This is a genomic window from Metabacillus rhizosphaerae (genome assembly GCF_037201795.1).
In the GTDB taxonomy this organism is placed as follows: Bacteria; Bacillota; Bacilli; order Bacillales; family Bacillaceae; genus Metabacillus; species Metabacillus rhizosphaerae.
On the sequence record NZ_CP147403.1, the window covers coordinates 1,452,866 to 1,472,435 of the forward strand.

16 protein-coding genes are annotated in these 19,570 nt (G+C 33.5%); 13 read left to right on the top strand and 3 right to left on the bottom strand.

The features are described 5' to 3' along the window. The 9 genes from WCV66_RS06910 to WCV66_RS06950 all read left to right on the top strand — a co-directional run bounded on the left by WCV66_RS06910 (position 1) and on the right by WCV66_RS06950 (position 10,690). A complete protein-coding gene (locus tag WCV66_RS06910) occupies positions 1-1,296 on the top strand; it encodes a Gfo/Idh/MocA family oxidoreductase (RefSeq protein WP_338788406.1) in 1,296 nt (431 codons plus the stop codon). Between the two features lie 36 nt (positions 1,297-1,332). Continuing rightward, positions 1,333-1,998: a YesL family protein gene (locus WCV66_RS06915; RefSeq protein ID WP_338788407.1), complete on the top strand. Its 666-nt coding sequence runs from the start codon at positions 1,333-1,335 to the stop codon at positions 1,996-1,998. Between the two features lie 875 nt (positions 1,999-2,873). Continuing rightward, positions 2,874-4,982 (top strand): BglG family transcription antiterminator, encoded by a 2,109-nt coding sequence (locus WCV66_RS06920; RefSeq protein ID WP_338788408.1) that lies wholly within the window; start codon positions 2,874-2,876, stop codon positions 4,980-4,982. A gap of 107 nt (positions 4,983-5,089) precedes the next feature. After that, the gene (locus tag WCV66_RS06925; protein WP_136355383.1) at positions 5,090-5,398 is read left to right on the top strand and encodes a PTS sugar transporter subunit IIB; all 309 of its coding nucleotides are present in this window, start codon (positions 5,090-5,092) and stop codon (positions 5,396-5,398) included. 36 nt (positions 5,399-5,434) lie between these two features. Further along, on the top strand, positions 5,435-6,724 hold the full coding sequence (locus WCV66_RS06930; protein WP_338788411.1) for a PTS sugar transporter subunit IIC: 1,290 nt from the start codon (positions 5,435-5,437) through the stop codon (positions 6,722-6,724). Between the two features lie 31 nt (positions 6,725-6,755). Continuing rightward, positions 6,756-7,154, top strand: coding sequence for a tetratricopeptide repeat protein (locus WCV66_RS06935; protein ID WP_338788412.1), 399 nt, complete (start codon positions 6,756-6,758; stop codon positions 7,152-7,154). A gap of 42 nt (positions 7,155-7,196) precedes the next feature. Then, entirely contained in the window at positions 7,197-8,063 is an 867-nt protein-coding gene (locus WCV66_RS06940) for a class II fructose-bisphosphate aldolase (protein WP_066329053.1), read from the top strand. A gap of 112 nt (positions 8,064-8,175) precedes the next feature. Then, complete coding sequence (locus WCV66_RS06945) at positions 8,176-8,781, top strand: AAA family ATPase (RefSeq protein WP_338788414.1); 606 nt, start codon at positions 8,176-8,178, stop codon at positions 8,779-8,781. A gap of 799 nt (positions 8,782-9,580) precedes the next feature. Further along, positions 9,581-10,690, top strand: a complete 1,110-nt coding sequence (locus WCV66_RS06950; RefSeq protein WP_338788415.1) for an endospore germination permease — start codon at positions 9,581-9,583, stop codon at positions 10,688-10,690. A 183-nt stretch (positions 10,691-10,873) separates the two neighbouring features. Here WCV66_RS06950 and WCV66_RS06955 read toward each other — a convergent pair whose 3' ends face one another. After that, a complete protein-coding gene (locus WCV66_RS06955; protein WP_338788416.1) occupies positions 10,874-11,806 on the bottom strand; it encodes a LysR family transcriptional regulator in 933 nt (310 codons plus the stop codon). A gap of 133 nt (positions 11,807-11,939) precedes the next feature. Here WCV66_RS06955 and WCV66_RS06960 point away from each other — a divergent pair, with 133 nt between their 5' ends. After that, on the top strand, positions 11,940-12,518 hold the full coding sequence (locus WCV66_RS06960; RefSeq protein WP_338788417.1) for a LysE family transporter: 579 nt from the start codon (positions 11,940-11,942) through the stop codon (positions 12,516-12,518). Between the two features lie 429 nt (positions 12,519-12,947). On the opposite strand, the gene WCV66_RS06965 is transcribed toward WCV66_RS06960, so the two are convergent. Both WCV66_RS06965 and WCV66_RS06970 read right to left on the bottom strand, forming a co-directional pair. Beyond that, positions 12,948-13,706 carry a YibE/F family protein gene (locus WCV66_RS06965; RefSeq protein ID WP_066329045.1) on the bottom strand — a complete coding sequence of 253 codons (759 nt, stop codon included), beginning with the start codon at positions 13,704-13,706 and terminating at the stop codon, positions 12,948-12,950. Beyond that, positions 13,703-14,842, bottom strand: a complete 1,140-nt coding sequence (locus tag WCV66_RS06970; protein WP_413789632.1) for a YibE/F family protein — start codon at positions 14,840-14,842, stop codon at positions 13,703-13,705. Before WCV66_RS06970 ends, WCV66_RS06965 begins: the two co-directional genes overlap by 4 nt. Positions 14,843-15,210: 368 nt before the next feature. On the opposite strand from WCV66_RS06970, the gene WCV66_RS06975 reads away from it, so the two are divergent. From WCV66_RS06975 to WCV66_RS06985, 3 genes are read left to right on the top strand one after another with little or no spacing between them, the layout of a single operon-like run. Continuing rightward, complete coding sequence (locus tag WCV66_RS06975) at positions 15,211-16,710, top strand: spore germination protein (RefSeq protein WP_338788419.1); 1,500 nt, start codon at positions 15,211-15,213, stop codon at positions 16,708-16,710. After that, a complete protein-coding gene (locus tag WCV66_RS06980) occupies positions 16,707-17,882 on the top strand; it encodes a Ger(x)C family spore germination protein (RefSeq protein WP_338788421.1) in 1,176 nt (391 codons plus the stop codon). Before WCV66_RS06975 ends, WCV66_RS06980 begins: the two co-directional genes overlap by 4 nt. A gap of 17 nt (positions 17,883-17,899) precedes the next feature. Then, complete coding sequence (locus tag WCV66_RS06985; RefSeq protein WP_338788422.1) at positions 17,900-19,003, top strand: GerAB/ArcD/ProY family transporter; 1,104 nt, start codon at positions 17,900-17,902, stop codon at positions 19,001-19,003. Positions 19,004-19,570 lie beyond the last annotated feature (567 nt).

Below are 19,570 nucleotides of genomic sequence, written 5' to 3' on the forward strand. Positions count from 1 at the left end.
TTGAAGAAGTATGCGATATGTGGATTAAGTAATAGAGCAATGAAAATGTTTATTAAACCTTTATTAAACGAGTTCTCTTCGACCAACGAAATTGTTGCACTACTTGATTTTGATGATTATAGAATTACCGCTTGTAAGAAAGAGTATCCACAATTAATCAATGTTCCTACATATGGACCTGAGCAATTTCAACAAATGATTGAAGAAACAAGAGCGGATACATTAATTGTAGCAAGTAGAGATGATACACATGTAGATTATATACTGAATGGACTTGCTCACGACTTGGATGTAATTACAGAAAAACCTATGGTTACAAATGTTGAAGATGTAAAAAAAGTGCTAAAAGCAGAGGCGAACAGCAAAGGAAAAGTGACTGTTACATTCAATTATCGTTATAGTCCATTTCATAGAAAAATCAAAGAATTACTACTAGAAGGAAAGATTGGAAGAATTACATCTGTCGATTTAAATTGGTATATTGACACCTATCATGGGGCGAGCTATTTCAAACGTTGGAATCGGATGCGGAAGTATTCCGGTGGACTATCAATACATAAATCAACGCATCATTTTGACTTAGTCAATTGGTGGCTAGATCAAAGCCCAGTTGAAGTATTTGCATTTGGTGCTCTAAATTATTATGGACCAGAAGGTGAACACAATCCCGAAATTGGAGATAATCGCTATTGTGGTACATGTCATGTAAAACATAAATGTGATTATTTTATGAGATGGAGTACGCGAAGCGAGACGGCAAATGTTGAAGATGATCATTATACGATGAAAGATATGAGTGCTAGTAATTATACAGGCTATCGTCCTGATGCTTGTATTTTTGATTCGGAGATTGACATCGAAGACACATATGCTGCAACTGTAAATTATGACAAAGGAGCGCTGTTAAGCTACTCGATTAATTTTTCTTCACCGTATGAAGGCTATCGCCTAGCTATTAATGGTACAAAGGGAAGAATTGAAACAACGGAATTCCATGCACCAAGTAGAGTGCCATTTCCAGTACCTGAACAAACAATTGAATATTATCCGTTATTTGGATCGAAAGAAGTTATTCATGTTGTTCAAACACCAGGAGGACATGGTGGAGGAGACCCGATTCTCTTAGAAGATATTTTCTTAGGTCCTGATCCAAGAAGGTCCTATGAAATAATGGCTGGAACTGTTGCAGGAGCATATTCTATCGCTATTGGTGAAGCCGTATGGAGATCGGTAAAGGAAAAGGCACCAATCAACATCCAAAGTATGTTAAATGTTGAAAATAAGATTAATAGTTAGTTTCTGTATTAATCCTGATCTAAGGAGGCTGCAAATATGAGATTAGGTGGGCTATCAGGTGGATTTTTTAAAATAAGTGAATGGATATCAAGGCTTGCATATGTAAACTTCCTTTGGCTTGTTTTTACATTGGCAGGGATTGTATTCTTAGGATTTATGCCAGCAACTGTTGCGCTTTTTACAATTATCCGTAAATGGGTATTAAAACAAACCGAAGTTCCTGTATTTTCGACATTTTGGAAAACCTATCGTAAAGAATTTATAAAATCAAATATACTTGGAGCGATCTTAGTTATTTTTGGCTATAGTTTATATGTTGATCTAACATTAATCCCAACCGAAGGCATATTTTACACAATACTAAGATTTTGCGTTTTAGTCATCAGCTTCTTGTTTCTCATTGTCTTACTTTATATTTTCCCTATTTATGTTCATTATGATTGGAAAATAAGCAAATACTTAAAAAATGCATTTATTTTAGGTGCCTCATATCCACACCTTACTTTTGGAATGATCTTTTGTTTGTTTTTGCTATATGTCCTATTAACAATTGTGCCTGGGTTTATACCATTTTTTAGTGTTAGTTTATTAGCCTATCTCGTCATGTGGATTGCGAATCAAGTATTTATAAAAGCAGAGAGTTTAGTAGTAAACAAAGATGCTTATTCAAGCCAGTCATCTACTCAACAAGATTTGGCATGAAGAAAATAGATTTCTTTCTAATAGGGGTACAACCAACAAACGTTAAAACAAAAGGCTGTAGAGATTTTACAGAAATCACCTACAGCCTTTTTTGTAATATTAGAAATTATCTCTTATGGTTGAAAGAATAAAAAACGAAGGCTTTCGCCTTAGGGCTTGGTGAAAGCCTTCGTTTTTCTAATTAAACAGTCGTGCTTAATTTTAATATATTCTATTTTACATAGTTACAAAGCTTACCAATCTGTTCTACTTCAACAACTATCGATAAAATGTTCAATTTTTTTAATCCATAGCTGTATCGATTAGCGAGTTTCAAAGTTGCCGTACATATTTATGTCGAAATTTGGTTTCTAATAACCTTTGGATTTGAAAGCGTTTTCAATTATAATGATTATGGGTTGGATGGCACGCGTGGCTGTCAAAGTATTTGGCGTAGGTGGGGCCGATACTAGGAACGAGGTCTGGAAGTTTAAGGAGATTTACTTTGTTCCATTAGGAAGTTTAGATGTATAAAAGAATGATAGATTGAAAATCATAAAGATATGGATGTAAATATAGGAGGTAACAGGATTTAAAATTGAGAGAAAGAACAAATTAACATTAACTGATTTTGTATAAAAAGATCGATTTGAAATTGATTCTTACCTTACATAATGTTTTGCTAATCTTGTAATACTGTTTCAAAAATGAGTGGAAATAATAATAAGTATGAAAATAGGCTAAGCGACTTCATTAATTAGAATAATGAGGTCGCTTTTTGTCGTTGTAAAAAAAAGTGTTAACGCTTACATTTTTGCAAATTGAAGTTGCAAAAAGATGTACTAAACTATTTAAATATTACAATTTATAATCAAATTATGAAAGGAGTTACTATCATGAAAGAACGAACTCAACGAGTACTAACAAGATTTTTGACAGTAAATACCTTTTTGACTTGTGAGGATTTAAGTAAAGAGTTCAATATTAGTGAGCGTACTTTCCGAAATGAATTGGTCCTAATTAATAAATACCTAGAAGAAAATAACTATCCGTCGATTACGACGACAAGAGGAAAAGGGTTGAAATTAGAGCTGTCAGAGATGGATCGAGAAAAGCTCCTGTCTAAAATTGGGGATGACAGAGAAACAGATTATTATAGGCCCAATGAACGGTTTCTTGCCTTACTTTTAGATATTGCCGATACTACAAAAACGACATTGCTTTTTGAAATGGAAGAAAAACTGCAGGTATCGAAAAGTACATTAGATGAGGATATGAGAAAACTACGTCAGTTTTTAAAGGAGTATGGTATTTCTGTAGTGAGTTTAACGAAGCAAGGTATTGTATTAAAAGGTGATGAACGATCAATACGCACTATGTTGTACGACGTGATTAATAGTATGACAGATATTTCAAATCTCTTGGGATACCGAGATATTGATGCAGTGAATACCTTTGCAGACCGATTTGTTCTTGATTATTTGGATACAAGTGCATTGAGGGTCATTGGAGAACATTATGACGATGTCTTTGAAAAGTCAAGAGTAGAGATTAATCATGTATATCGAAATCAAAGCATTCTATTTTTAGGGATATGGGTAAGGCGGTTGCAAGAAGGAAATACCCTTAGGGAATTAGCCAAAGTAAGAGCCGAAATAAGAGAAGATCCAGTCAGAAACTTTGTCGATTCCATCTGTATAGAGTTTGGTTTATATCCATCATTAAATGAAATTAAATATACTACCTTTACAATCGAATCGTTTAATCCAAAAGATATGAATAATTCATTCGATTGGGTTACAGCACAATTATTAGCTATTCAATTAATTGAACATGTAGAAAAGGTAACCAGAATTCCTTTTTCTCAGAGAGAAGAAGATTTGTATGAAGGTTTGTATAAGCATATCACAGGGTTATTAAGCAGGGCGAAGAATGATTTACAGGTATTTAATCCGTTAAAAGACACTATTAAGGAATCCTATGCCGAAATTTATCAGGCAGTCACTTACTTTAGTAAGCAAATAGAAGACTACATCAAAAAGCCATTATCAGAAGATGAGATCGGGTTTTTGACCGTTTATTTTTCAACTTCTGCTAGCCAGATAAAGCAGAAAGAACAATATGTTTATCAGGCGGTTGTGCTTTGTAATCATGGGATTTCAACTGGAAAGCTATTGGCTGCGAATTTGAAAGAGCAATTCAATATCGAGATTGTAGCTGTATTGAGTTCGTATGAACTAGCCTTTATTGACAAGCTGGATGTTGATTTAGTTTTTACAACCATTTCAATTGATTATCCAAGAAAACCTGTATTATTACTTAATCCGATTTTAAGAGAAAGTGATAAGAAGGAAATTAAAGATTTTTTACTCAAAAATAAGAATATGAGAAGAATCGTGTCCAATAAGTTAGATGCCACAAAGCTAATGCAGGATATTCTGATGTTAATTGTTGAAAGCGGTGGGAAGGTAACACAGGAAAGCTATCACAAAGTAGAAGATACTTTTAAAGAACATCATTTGAAAATTAATACAAGGGAGATACAGCCGATGTTGCAGGATATTTTGAGGGATTCCAACATTCTACTAAAGCAAGAATGCAAAGACTGGAAAGAGGCGATTACAAAGTCTGCCCAGGGCTTATTAACAGAAGAGGTCATTGAAGAACGATATATAAATGCCATGATTAAATCTGTGGAAGATTATGGGCCATATATAGTAGTAGGGAAGCACTTAGCGTTAGCGCACGCAAGGCCGGAAGATGGAGTAAATAAATTAGGTGTTAGCGTCATGACGTTAAAGGAACCGGTGAATTTCGGAAATCCTGATAATGATCCGGTGAAAATTGTCTTTTGTCTAGCAGCAGTGGATTCTTATTCGCATCTAAATGTGATGAAAAATCTGATTGAGTTAATTAATGATGAAGAGAAATTGGACCAATTGATTACAGCACAAAATATAAACTTGTTTAAGCAGGTGTTATATGGAAGTGAAGTAATGGAGTAAGGAAAGCTGTGGTTATTAAAATTGATGTAGAAGAACTTATATAAAACAAATGATTTTTCTAGTACCAAATAAATATATAATCCAAAAAGTGTATAGGAGTGAGTGAAATGAAAAAAGTAAATATCTTATTTGTATGTGGAGCAGGTTTAGGAAGCAGTTTTGCTTGTCAAATGGCGGCAGAGGATGTATTAAGCAAATTAGGTGTCAATGCCAAACTAGATCATAGTGATATCTCGTCTGCTGTTTCAGTAAAACCCGATATTATTATTACGGCACAGAATTTCAAATCCCAATTTGAAAAATTTTCAGTTGATCCGAAACAAACGACAATTGTTTATTTGAGAAATATTGTATCTAAGCCAGAGATTGAAGAAAAAATCACCCCAGTATTAAGGGAAAAAGGCGTTTTAGCTTAAAAATAAATAGAGATAGCTAGAAATGGGGGGGAAAACATGGGTGTAGTTAATTTTATTATCGAGAATATTTTGACACAGGCATCAGTCACCATCGCGTTGATTGCTATGTTGGGATTAATTTTGCAAAAGAAGTCAACAGGGCAAGTTATTTCTGGTTCGTTAAAGACGATGTTAGGGTTTATGGTATTGTCTGCCGGTTCTAGCATTATTGTTGGTAGTTTAATATATTTCGGTCATATTTTTACAGAAGGTTTCCATATGCAAGGGATTATTCCTTCGATTGAAGCTATTAACGGTCAAGCAATGAATGAGTTAGGTTTAGGTCGTGATATCGCACTAACTTTCTTAGCTATCTTTGTTTTCAATATCATCATTGCACGGTTCACTAAATGGAAATACATCTTTTTAACTGGTCAGGCAATTCTTTGGATGGCTACTATGACAACAGTATTTGGTTATTTTGCAGGTTTACGTGGTCTTGCTTTGATTTTAGTAGGCGGTTTCATTGGGGGTGTCTTTGCGGTAGCAATGCCTGCAATTGCACAACCATTTGTTCGTAAAATTACTGGAATGGATGATATTGCTTTAGGTCACTTTTGTACAGTTGGGTATGTGTTTGAAGCAGGAGTAGCGAAACTTGTTGGGGGAAAAGGCGATAAGAAAAAATCTGTTGAAGATTTGAAATTACCAGCTCAATTTGAATTCTTACAAGATACCTATCTATCTTTGATGGTGGTAATGACTCCACTTTACATTATTACAGCAGCGTTTGCAGGTGAAAAGTTCGCTTCTACATTATCAGGAGATACCCACTATTTAATGTTTGCGTTCTTACAATCTATCCAATTCGTAGTTGGGGTGTATGTATTATTAGCAGGGGTTCGCTTACTACTAGGTGAAATTGTTCCGGCATTTAGAGGGATTGCCATGCGATTGGTTCCAAATGCAAAGCCTGCATTAGATTGTCCAGTCCTATTCCCTTTTAGCCCCAATGCAGTCATTGTAGGGTTTATCACAACTACTATAGGCTCGATTATTGCAATGTTTGTATTACCTGTCTTTGGGTTAGCAATGATCTTACCAGGTATGCTTACAGCTTTCTTCGCGGGTGGTACTGCCGGTATATTCGGTAACTTAACAGGTGGTATTCGTGGAGCAATTATTGGTGGTATTGTACATGGTTTCTTCATTACATTATTACCAGCACTGTTAGTAACGACTTTCAATTCTATGGGATTTGTCAATGCAACAGCTACAGATGTTGATACAGTAACAGCTGCTTTACTATATGCATGGCTCATTGGTCCACTTTTAAAAGCTTTCTAGAATGTGGGAAGAGAAAGGGAGGTTTTAAGTAATGTTTGGATTTGGTAAGAAAAAAACGAAAGAACCGAAAAAAGAAACAACCGAAGAGATAGTGTTAACAGCAGAACGAAAAGAAGCGTTATTACGGACCATCTCTATTAAAAAAGAAGACATAAATCAAACATCTGGAGAAGAACAAGCAAAAATTTATGAGGAGATTGGCTTAGCATTTAATGAACTTGGCGAAGAAGATAATGCTATTGATTCGTTAGAAAAAAGTATTCAGGCCAAAAAGTCATTAGGAAATGGTTACAAAACGTTATTAAAACTTTATAACAAGAAGCGTGCAGAAGCAGCAAAAGTGAATAATGAAGAATTATTACAGGTATATCTAAAGAAAATGGATCAAATGATGCAAGTTTCTAAAGAGGTTACACGCGGTGTTCGATAAGGAAGAAAATAAATGATTAATATAAAGGGAGAGTAATTGACCATGTATACAACATTAAAAGACGTAACACTTAGAGCTGAAGAATTGAATTATACAGTCGGTTCATTTAATGCACATAATTTAGAGATGTTACCGGATATGATCCGTGCAGCAAAAGAGCAAGGAGCGCCAATTATTATACAAACAAGTATAGATACTGCGAAATATATTGGTCATGAAAATATCGTTGCTGTATGTAAAACGATGGCTACAAATGAAATGGTGGATGTGGTATTGCATTTAGACCATGCAAGGGATTTTGATGATATTAAAGAGGCAATCAATAAAGGATATACATCAGTGATGTTTGATGGTTCTCATTTACCATTCAAAGAGAACATTATGAAAACAAGAGCAGTAGTAGAGTATGCACACAAATATGGTGTTTCAGTCGAGGGCGAACTAGGAACTATTGGCGGTACAGAAGAAGGGATACATGTAGATGAGAATGATAAGGTTTACACGGACCCAAAAGATGCAGAAGAGTTTGTTAAAGCAACAGGAGTAGATGCTTTGGCCATTGCAATTGGTACTAATCATGGTCAATATAAATCCAAAACAGAAGTTAATCTACCACTATTAAAAGAAATCAACGCTGTAGTAGATGTACCTTTAGTTATTCACGGAGGTACAGGTGTTAATGAAATGGATATACATGAGTTAATTAATAACGGGATTCGTAAATTTAATGTGGGTACTGAATTATTAGTAGCATGGACGAAAACAGCGAAAGAAACATTCGGAGAAACTAAAGTAACTAAATCATTACGACATAATATTATTCCATGTAACCATGCAGTAAAAGAAATTGTCAAACATAAAATCGGAATCTTCATGAATAAAGAAGACCGTACCCTTCAAGTAAAATAATTACAATAAAAGTTCATAGTCTTTTTCATAAGAGTTTGAGAAAATGTGACTAATAAAGAAAGAGAGTACGGGGAATTCCTTGTACTCTCTCTTTAGATTATGAGGTGGTAAGATGGATAAAGTCTTAATCTTATTAGCGGGTTTACCAGGAACAGGAAAAACCTACTTGAGTAATATCATCAATAGTACATTAGGGTTATTTTATAATCTTTCTCAGGATAACTTGAAAGAATCTTATTGTGATATGTATGGTTATCGTAATTTAGAAGAAAAGCAGAGGATTGAAAAAATAGCATGGAAGAAGTACTATGAAATAATGGAACAGCAAATGCAAGTAGGTAGCAATATTATGTCTGATTATCCTTTTAGTCAGAAACAAAAACCCCATATTCAGCAATTAGTAGAAAGATATGGTTACGAGGTTGTTACTATTCGATTAATTGCAGATTTAGATGTATTATTTGAACGACAAAAAAACCGAGATTTAGATCCGACAAGGCATTTGAGTCATATCGTAACTTCCTACAAAAAAGGGGATCAATTAGCTGATAGAAGAAATGCTGATAACTTATTAAACTATGAGGAATTTATAAAAAGATGTACAACTAGAGGATATGATACGTTTGAATTAGGTAAGTTATATGAAATGGATGTATCAGATTATACCAAAGTGAATTATTCTAGGTTGTTGGAAGACCTTTTAAAGATGGAGAATTAAAATGGTTGAAAAAAAATATATAATAATTAGCGATTCTGGAATTCATGCAAGACCTGCAACCTATTAAGTTTAGTTAGGGCCACCAGTGATCAATAAATTTAAGAGGAAGTAGCTAGGTAATAAAATGAAGATATATAAGCTGAACAATGATTTTAAAGGTCTAAAAAAGGGAACACAATTCTATTTGATTGCTGAATCTGAATTTATAGGTGTCAGAGATTTTGTTTTACGAACTAAAGACTTGGCAATTAGGATATCGATTAATGAAAGGGAGCTGCATAACAATTTTATTTTATTGAGAGATGGACGAACGGTTTGACCAGTTATTTCATTATTGATTAATAGGGTTCTTTAATTTAGGCTGTTTTCGCAAACTTTGTTGCTTTTAAAATAGTATTGGGTTGGTTGATTGGCGCACCAGGATGCTCGCTTTCCGTGGGGCGGGCGATGAGCCTCCTCAGCGCGAAGCGCCTGCGGGGTCTCATCTGTCCCGCTACTCCCACAGGAGTCTCGCATATCCGTTCCAATCACCCTAATCAGTTTTGTTCAAAAACAACAATCTTTTAGAAAAGAGCCTTAATTTAATAAGGGTCATCGACAATCGGGTGCTATCCTTTAACAAGGATAGCGCCTATTTCATTTTAAGGTCTGAGTCATAAGTAGAATGTAAAGAGTATTCATGTGATATTTGGTATCTTATTTACTTGTATAACATATTTGCGCTTGGTAATAATAAACAAAAATAAGATTTCGATTTTCATAATAAGATTGTAATCCTTTTTATAACTGGGAGACAATAATGAACCAAGAAAAAATAGGTAGGTTTCAACTTTTTTATTTAATAGTTGGATACGTATTAGGGACAGCTATAATTTTGGGATTAGGAGCAGAAGTAAAACAGGACGCATGGATATTTATTTTAGTCGGTATGGTATTCGGTATGGTCTTAATGGCTATTTACATGCAATTATCAGCTTTTTATCCTGATGATACATTGGTTCAGATGATTCCTAAAATTATTGGAAAGTATCTTTCGTATCCAATAATTTTGATTTATATTTTGCATTTTACATATTCTGCAGCAAGAGCATGTAGAGAATTAGGAGATCTTCTTGTCACAACAATTTTAACAGAAACTCCTCTATTTGTAATAATCGGTAGCTTTATGGTTTTAATGATTTATTGTCTAAGGGGTGGAGTGGAGATTTTATGTCGTATGGGCGAAGTAGTGTTTCCAGTTTATATTTTTGCTCTTATGCTGATTTGGATTCTTTTAATTAGCGTGAAAGGGTTTGATGTTAATAATCTAGCTCCAGTATTAGCAAATGGTGTTAAGCCAGTCTTAATAAAGACAATTCCCTCTGCTATAAATTTTCCATTTGGAGAAACAGTTGTTTTCATGATGTTTTTTCCATTTCTAAATAATAAGAAAAACATAAAAAAAATAGGATTATCCGCCATTCTAATTGGGGGTATACTATTAACAGTTAATTCAATAATGATGTTGTCCGTTTTGGGTCCAGAGATTTATAGTAATAATTTTTTTTCTCTTCTTACAGCTACCCGGATAGTATCTATTGCAGATTTTCTTGAACGTTTTGATGTACTTGTTATTTTGATGATGATAACCGGAGTGTTTTTTAAGGTTGGAGGGTTTACATTCGGAGCTGCTGTTGGAATCGCTCAATTATTTAAATTAAAACAAACCCGTTCTGTCATACTTGGACTGGGGACAATTATTACCTCCTTATCACTCATAAGCACCTCAAGTTATGTAGAACATTTAGAAATCGGATTTACGGTATATATTCCATATATCCATACCCTATTGCAAATCATTATACCAACCCTATTACTATGCATCGCCTTTATTCGTAAAAAGTTCAATCCTAAAAACTCTTCTAACTGAAAAATTTAAGGGCAAGTAGGTATATGCTCAACTTAGAAAATATACAATTTCTTTTTCAACAAAAATACCATTTTGTTGAAAAAGTGTTATTAATGGTAGTTTAGTCAAATGAGAAATTTTTGTTAATACAAAAAGAAAAGATAAATTTGCCTCAAGTTAAAATTTAGCTTTTCTTTTTATTTTTTAACTTTGCTTGATTAATTCTATTTCTTGATCTTGAACAAACATATCTTTATCAGTTTCACTAATCGAATTTATAACAAGTTCCACAAAAGCTTCTATAGCAGGAGATAACCACTTTTTCTTTTTGATCAGCATATGAGAATAAATTGGTTCAAATTTTTCAGAATGAGGCAAGACTTTTAGATTACCATTCTCTACATCTTCTTTAACTGTCATATATGGCAAGGCAGAAAATCCAAGTCCACTCATAACAATCTGTTTGATTGCTTCTATACTCCATAGCTCCATTGTTTGAAAGTTGTGCACTCCATGCTTTAAAAGATATCTTTCGAACATTGATCGATAACTACAGCCTTCTTCATTTGTGATGAAGAAATGGTTGGTGTTATTTTTTTTATATTCATCAAAATGTGCTGGACCGCTATTTCCATTTACAAGAACGATTTTTTCCTCAATTAACGAATAATGAATGCATTTTTCAGGTTTTATTTCTGGATAGACCATGAATGCAACATCTACATGTCCAGTCATTAAGTCAATTTGGTTTTGCCCACAAGTACCGTTGGTTAATATTAATTTAACATTAGGATATTTTAAGGAATATTCCCTTATTATTGGGCCTAACCTAGAGATTGTTAAAGACTCTGGTGCAGCCACTTTTAGTACTCCCTTAACCTGGTTGGTGCTTCGCATGTTCTTAATCTGTTCGTGAGTGGAAAGTAAATCCTCCGCTAAAGGTATTAATTCTCTCCCTAAATGAGTAAGTTGCAAATTTCTATTTATATAAGTAAAAAGCTCCCCACCAATCTCACGTTCAAGAGCCTGTATATGTGAAGTTAGTGTAGATTGAGTATAACCTAACTTCGTAGCAGCCCCTGTATAACTTCCTATTTCTACAATAGATTGAAATGTTATAAGGTGTCTAATTTCCATATCGTTTCTCCTTATGTTGTATGATGTATCGAAAAAAATGATAATGAATTTTTAAATTTCAATTTTATTTATAGTTATGATCATCATACAATAAAAGCTGTTCGATCGTAAATTAGTAAATGAAGGTGAGTCTATGAGTATAATAGCGTTTCTTTCGTATGTGATTATTACATCAATTACACCGGGGCCAAGTAACATCTTAATGATGAATGAAGCGAGAAGATTTGGCTTTTTAGGGTCTTGGAGGTTTATGATTGGTATCTTGGCAGGATTTGCGGCACTTGGGATTATGAGTGGAGTATTTACAACAGGTCTATACAATTTAGTCCCGATTATAGAACCATATTTTAAAATTACCGGTGCAATATATCTACTCTATTTGGCTTGGCAGGTTGGTCTATCAAAAAGTTCCAAGGAGAATTTTAGTGATGTGAAATCTTCCTTTTTATCAGGCTTTATCTTTCAAATTATAAATGTTAAAAGCATATTGTTCTTTTTAACAGTGATGAGTGCTTTTATTCTGCCGTTCAATCATTCTATTAAATCTATTGTCTTCCATTTAACTTTAGCCATTTTTCTAGGTTGGTTAGCATTGCTTCTGTGGTCAGGGTTTGGCTCGCTATTCAAAAGCTTTTTTACCAAACATGATAAGTCATTTCGGTTCATTATGTGCTTGTTATTGATTTATTCTGCGGTTACTATTTTTCTGTGATAACCCAATAGCTTATAATAAAAGGCACTTTTCTAAGAGTTTGTTGCTATTAAAACAAAACTATTGAAGGGTTGATTGGAACGGAAGTGCGAGACTCCAGTGGGAACAGCGGGACAGGAGAGACCCCGCAGGCGTTTACGCCGAGGAGGCTCACCGCCCGCCCCGCGGAAAGCGAGCAACTGGAGTGGAAATCAACCACACTGCACCACTAGGTAAATAGCAACAAAGTTTGCGAAAACAGCCTAATAAAAACAACAGATTATGAAGGTTTGTAATTAGGTTAACTGGCAATATACATTAAGGATATTCAAAGATTTAGAAGAAAAACCCAACCTTACCATTATGGAAGATTGGGTTTCCTTCATTTATCAGCAAAATTAACGATTGGATGTGGTACATCTACTTTATTGTGATAAAGCCTATTTAAGGTTATTCTCTTGTTTTCACAAAAAAATAGGCAGTTATCAACGAAGTAATTGGAATAACCAGAGCTATACCAATTCCGGCACAAAGTATAGTGATCATTTCAACACTAAATACTTTTGAATTTACAATTTCCCCAATAGAATAAGATAAATCTTTAAACCAGATAATTAATGCCAGATAGCCTCCAAAGAAGGCGAAAAATAACGTATTTGTATTTGTTCCTAAGATATCCTTCCCAATACTTAATCCAAATGTGAATAAATCCTTCCTACTAATTAATGGATTATGATGAGATATTTCGCGCATTGGTGATGCAATGGAAATGGCTACATCAGTAATCGCACCTATTGTACTCATGATAATCATGGCAGCTCCAACTTTAACAAAGTCTACTCCAATATAAATGGAAAACATGCTAAGCTCCTCTATTTCTTCTTCACCAAACCCCTGAATCATGGAATTTTCTGTCACGATAACAATAAAAAAGAGTGAAATAACAATAGTGATAATAGTAGAAATGAATGCTGCTGTTGTTTTGCGGTTCACTTCATTAATATAAAATAGAGTGATACAACTAATCACTGTAGATGAAATCACTGTTAAGGTAATCGGATCAACATTTGGATCTGTCATAAAAAGAATAGTAAGAAAGAGTACACCAAAGTTTAAAAATAAAGCAATAAAAGACCGTGCCCCTTTTTTTCCACCAATAAGGATCATCAATAGAAATAAAATGGCAGCCATTAATACTAATACACTCATAATCTTGCCCTCTTTCTATTAACGAAAAAAATAGATGTATATAAACCTATCGGAATCGTTAACACGATTCCAATACCACCCGCTAAGGCTCGAGCTAATTCCAATGAAAGGTTCATGGAAAGTGTAAACGCCAATGGAGAATCATTCGTCAAATATAAAATAAGCATTGGGATGGAACCACTTATATATGCAAAAAACAATATATTTGTCATGGTTCCCATAATATCTTTACCAATATCCAATCCTGACGTTTTCAGTGCTTTTATTGGGATGCTATTATTATTTTCATATAACCCAAAGATAGAAGAAGACATTGTAATGGCTACATCCATTACGGCTCCTAAAGATCCGATTAATACCCCTGCCATAAACACCATTTTATAAGGCCGGGTTAGAAATTGCATTTCTTCATATCGAAGTCCTTCTTCAGCAGTTAACCACATAACAAGATAGGTAATTAACAGCGATATAAAAGTTCCTAACAAGGTCGCAACAATAGCTGCAAATGTTTTTTCATTAAAACCGTTAACGAGTAACAAAGAAATGCCGGTAAATAAAATAACACTTATACTGCATATCAATAACAAACTCATGTTTGATGTTTTCAGATAAATATCTAATGAATATGATAATAAAATGGCATTGACTGCCAAACTTATGATAGAAAACAACCCTTGTTTTTTGCCAACGAAAAGTAAAGTGAAGATAAAAATCCATGCAATAATCAAAACATATTTATCACGTTTAACGTCATTTATGGTTCCAGTTAACTCTTTATTTTGTACTGTGTTTGAATCAATCGAAACAAACAAATCATTCCCAACATGATATTCTTGATCATAGCCTCCGGATGATGAATACTCATTAGTTAAGTGGATAAGATGTCCTTTTTCTTCTCCATTTTTCAATTCGGCTATTATACTCTGAGAGAATATCTTATCCTCGTTATCATGGATATCAATACTTTCAGTTGTATCTTCCAAGTTCGTTTCGATGACTTTGGCTATAGGACGTTCATAGAATGAATAATTGTGATTAACAAAAACAATTGAGACGGCAAAGCAAAGTATTAGTATGGTGTAAAAAAGAATTTGTTTATAAGTCATTCTCTTAAATTTATTTACTATAACATTCAAAAAAAAGCCTCCAACTATCAGGATGAATAAAATTTTAGATTTATTAGTTGCAGAAACTAATTGAGATTTACGTGATTTTTTTCAAAAAGTGCATTGTACTAGGGAGCAGGGCGACTTCAATACAGAAGCCTCGCCTAATGATGATACTCAGCAATGGGATTAGAATAACAGGAATGTTTTTTAACAGTCAATAGTTTCTCCCGATTCAATTCGTCTCTTATTACGATATGTAGAAATTTCTACTACTTATCTCAAAAATATTTATTCGTATTTCCTCTCCTCTTAAAATCTAAAACATAATTAAGATTATTCCGGGAAACATAATAATGATCTAAAATGTATGGCATTTCATTTAAAGGGGATTTATTGTGTTCCAAAATAATAATAATATTCCAATTAGCGAGAATGTAGATGAAAATATTCAAAAGTTAGAAAATGAATTCGGAAACAGTGCCGATTTATCTATTAGAAAACTCAAATTTTCCACTAATTCAAATGTTTCCATCATACATATTGAAGGTATAGTAGACGAACAAAGCATAAATGAAAATGTGATAAAGCCAATTATACACCTTCTTAAAGAAATCGAGTCTACCAATACTACAAAAGACTTGGTGGATCAAATCATTCAAATTATTTCTGTAGCCTCCATCAATATTATTTTAGACTGGTCTGAACTCTTAGATCGTATTTTGGCCGGAAATACAGTGATTTTGATAAATGGTAATACAAAGGCAATAACGGTTGGTACACAAAAAATTCAATCCCGTTCTATTACTGAACCAACTACCCAAACAGTAATTAAGGGGCCAAAGGATAGTTTTACAGAGAATATAAGTACAAACATTTCATTAGTTCGTGCACGAATTCAAAATTCAAAATTACGGCTTGAACGTACAAAAGTAGGAAGCGTGACAAAAACGGATATTGGCATTATGTATATTGAGGGAATTGCGGATAAGAACATGGTTATAGAAGCTATGTCTAGGATAAAGAAGATTGAGTTAAACGGCATACTTGATTCTAATTATATAGAAGAGGTAATTCGAGACAACAGAAAAACAATCTTCCCTCTTTTGCAGAATTCTGAGAGGCCGGATACAGTTGTTGCGAATTTATTAGAAGGCAGAATTGCTATTTTCGTACAAGGAACACCATTTGTCTTAATTATACCGGTATACTTCATCCAGTTTTTTCAATCATCAGAAGATTATTATGAAAACAATATTTTTAGTTCATTTTTAAGATTGATTCGAATTGGCTCATTTTTTGTGAATATGTATGCATCCGCCATCTATTTAGCTTTAATCACACACCATCATGGATTAATCCCCACGACATTAATGGTTTCGTTAATGGCCCAAAGAGAAAGGGTTCCGTTTCCAGCAATCGTTGAATTATTAATTATGGAACTTGCATTTGAAGTGCTAAGGGAAGCTGGAGTACGTATGCCTAGAGCAATTGGTCCTGCTGTTTCTATTGTAGGAGCACTCATTTTAGGGCAAGCAGCTGTTGAGGCTGGGTTTGTTTCAGCTGCAATTGTTATCATTGTAGCCACTTCTGCAATTAGTAACTTTACGATTCCAAATACAAGTATTGTGAATGTTGCGAGAGGGCTGCGTTTTATGATAATTTTCAGCTCTGCTTTTATTGGTTTTTATGGGATTTTGCTAATTTCATTATGTATTTTACTACATTTATGTAGTTTACGATCGTTAGGTGTACCTTATTTGGCTCCTTTTGCACCTTTAAGAATAGGTGAACAAAGAGATGGTTTAATTCGTTTTCCAATTATTTCAGCGCTTAAGAAATCGCCGGTAAATAAATCAAATGAAACGCGCGTTAATATAAGAAGGGATCAAAAATGAAGAAAATCTACACAATGCTTATATGTATGATGTTATTCACTGGGTGTTCCAACTATAGAGAATTAAATGAATTAGGTCTGATAATTGCTATGGGAATAGATCGCTCTCAGGATATAGACAATGGATACCGCGTTACCTATCAAGTGATGAATCCAAGCCAATTATCGACAACAGGCACTTCAAATGGAATACCAGTTACGAATTATACGGTCGAATCTAAAACGATCTATGATGCACTTCGAAAGGCATCTGCCATCATTCCGAGAGAAAACGATGTCTCACATCTAGCTCTATTAGTTATTGGCGAAGAGGTGGCGAGGGACGGACTAAACTTATTATTTGATTCGTTTGAACGAGGGGAAAATGCTAGAACATATATGCCTGTTTTTATTGCAAGAGGTTCGACTGCTGAAGACATTTTAGGGGTAATTGAACCCATTGAGTCAAACCCAACAAAAAGCATCATTAGCACAAGTGAAAACAATCAAAAAATGTATTCAAGTGCAAAGGTTATGCCTGTATATGAAGTCATTTCTGCCTTAGCTAGTGAAGGAACAGATCTTCTATTAACTGGGATTCAATTAAATAAGGACCTAAAATCGAGAAACCAAACTGAAAATTTACAAGATATAGAACCATCAATTATAGAAATTAGTGGTTTAGGGATTATTAATCATAATAAATTAGTAAATTGGTACGATAGAGAACAGGCTCGTACTGCTCAATTAATTCTATCAGAATTAAAAGGTACGTCGTTTCCTATATCCTGTGATAAAAATAAGCACATTACATTTATGACCAAAGGAAGTAATAGCACAATTAAAACTGTTTTAAAACCTAGTCCAACTTTACAAGTTAACGTAACATTAAACAGTGAAATTGGTGAAACAAATTGCATAATTGATATTAGTAAAGCAAAAGTGTTGAAAAAATTGGAAAATGATTTGGAAAAAGAAATTACAAAGCAAATAAAACAAACCATTCAAATCGCACAAGATGCTGGATCAGATGTTTTTGGGTTTGGAAATAAATTATCAAAGGAAAACCCTGAATATTGGAAAAAACATAAAAATGAGTGGGAAAATATATTCACTAATGCAGGTGTCGATGTTCATGTGAATACTTCTATCTATAATTCAGGAATGTTAACGGATCCCTATGAAACTAAATAACCAAGAGGTGAGTTGTTTTGTCCAAAGTTAATATTGATGGCATTCAATTATTCTGTATGATGGTTCTTTTCATGTTTGGGACAGCGATTTTTTTAGATTTAGGCAGTGGAGCAAAACAAGATGCATGGATCGTAACTCTAATCTCTCCTATTGCAGGATTGATTTTGTTTACAGTTTATTATCAACTCCACAAGCATTTTCCGGATTTGCCCTTAACAGAATATGTTAGGAAGATATGGGGGAAATACATCGGAGGGATAATTGGTTACTTTTATATCATTTATTTTATTTATATCGCTTCAAGAGTTTTACGAGACTTTGAGGAGTTATTAATTAGTGCCCCATACAATAAAACTTCGATTATTACAATTGGTATCTGCATGACGTTTGTCTTAATCTACGCAGTGAATTTTGGTATAGAAGTATTCACAAAGGCAGTTTGCATTTGTTTTATTATGATTGCTTTCACATTATTAATAATAAATATTTTTTATGTAATAGGTGATTTAATCAATTTTGAAAATGTAACACCCGTTCTTGTAGAGGGATGGAAACCGATACTAAAAGAATTAATACCGTTAAATATTACCGTTCCTTATGGGGAATTAATTATCTTGTCTATGATATTCCCTTATATAAATAAACAAACGAAAATAATGAAGGTTGGGGGTATGGCTATTGTATTCGCGGGTTTGTATTTAACATTAAACACGCTTTTATTAATTTGCATACTAGGAACTGACGTCGTATCAAGATCTGCATTTCCTGCACTTACAGCAGTTGGCTATATAAATATCGCAGGATTTCTCCAGCGATTAGATACTTTTATCATCTTATTAGTTGTGATCCTAGCATTTATTAAAATAACAATATTTTTCTTTTGTGCAGTCATTGGAATGAACAACATGTTCAAATTAAAACCTAGTTCGTTTCCTACTTATTTTGTAGGAGCAATTATTTATATATCGTCGATTATTATTGCACCTAGTTACCAAGATCATTTAGATGAAGGGCTAAAAGAAGTCCCTTATCTTCTTCATATACCTTTTCAAATAATCATCCCGGTACTTTTATTAATTTCAGTATTTATAAAAGGAAAAATAAAACAAGTTACTTCATAAAATAAATAGAGGTTATTTCTTTCCGCGAATATGGTGCCAAAATAATCGTAGAAATAAAACAATAAAAATCGTGATAAGAAAATAATCTTCTCCTCTTGCTACTTTCAAGATATTTTTAAGATTAAACCAAGCTTCGTATAAATCATTACCTTGCATTATATCTAGAAAGACAATAAGAACGAAAGTACTAATCAATATGGAGATAAGAATGCCTAACGTAAGCACATGATTCACCTCAAGCTATTATTTATTTGTAAAATAGAAATCTAAAAGAATTTATGATCACATGTTTACTTTAATATGTTTAACATGTTTTATCATTCATAACCAATAACTAAGTCGTTTTATCCTTATAGAGTGGTTTTTCAGGAGTATCAGGTAACAACAAGAATAAATAAATCATTATTCTTAACTTCTAGATAGATTATGAACAAGTGATTTTCTTGACAATGAGAATGGTTATCAAATATAATACAAAAAGATAATGATAATCATTATCATTTGTTTTTAGAATAAAAGAAATAGGTTTAGAAAGGTATAGAAACTATGTTGATTTGTGAATGGTGT